1 pseudogene is annotated in these 1018 nt (G+C 65.8%); it reads right to left on the reverse strand.

Annotation, left to right across the window (positions count from 1 at the left end):
- A pseudogene (locus EOC06_RS36850) lies at window positions 1–1018 on the reverse strand (methyl-accepting chemotaxis protein); the annotation flags it as partial.

Raw genomic sequence — 1018 nt, forward strand, 5'->3', positions numbered from 1 at the left:
GCGCCAGGAGATGGCGGTTGCCGGCTCCGGCAGCGAGATGGTCATCGACCAGCCCTGGTTGGAGCGCATCGGCGTCAGCGAAGGCACGAAGCGGGCGGGATCGAGCACGTCGCCGAGTGCCGCCAGCCGGCTGCGGCTGCGGTCCAGCCAGTCGGCGAGCTGCGTCTGGTCGACGAAATATTTGAGCAGCCCGCCATCCTTCTCGTAGGACACGAACCTGGTCAGCGCCTTGGCCTCGTTGCGCTTGTCGGCCAGCGTCTGGGCGCCGAGCCGATCTTCCGAAAACTCCTGCGCCAGCAGGAAATAGGCCGGCGCGAAATCCGCATTGGCTGATATGAAGGCGTTGAGCTTGTCGAGCCGCTGGGCGTCGTCGAACTGCTGGATATGCACCAGCTTGATCGACAGCGCCTTGCCCTTGTCGGCAAGCGCGCCGAACACCTCGCGGGCGCCGGCCTTGCCGTCCTGCACCCGAAGCAGCGTGGCAAAGCGGGTGTAGGGGTCGATGGCGTCGACGTCGAAACCGGCAAAGGCGAGATAGGAACGCCGCGCGTTGAGCATGTCGCCGGACAGCTCGTAGACGCGGGCATTGTGGTAGAACTCGTCCGGCCGCTTCGGCTCGGCGATCGCCCCGCCTTGTGCGGCCAAGGCGGCAAAGCCCTTGGCGATGGTGTCGATCGAGGCGGCGATCTGCTGCGTCGTTTCTTGCAGCTTCTCGGTCTGGGCCTGCTGCTGCGCCTGGCCGGCGGCCAGCGTCTCGGTCTGCTTCTTCACCTCGTCGGTGGTCTTCTGCACCTCCGCCGTCTGCTGCGTCTGCTGCTGCTGGGCCGAGGCGATCTCGTCGGCCTTCTTCGCCACCGTGTCGGTTGTCTGCTTGACCTGTTCGACCGTCTTCTGCGTTTGCGTGACGGTCTGCTCGATCCTGGCCACTTTTTCGGACACGATCCCCATCGACTGCTGCAGCCCGGCAATGGCCGGCACCAGGCTGGCGATCACCCCGTTCTGGGCGTTGGTCTGCTGC

Source organism: Mesorhizobium sp. M7A.F.Ca.MR.362.00.0.0, assembly GCF_004023175.1.
GTDB lineage: Bacteria > Pseudomonadota > Alphaproteobacteria > Rhizobiales > Rhizobiaceae > Mesorhizobium.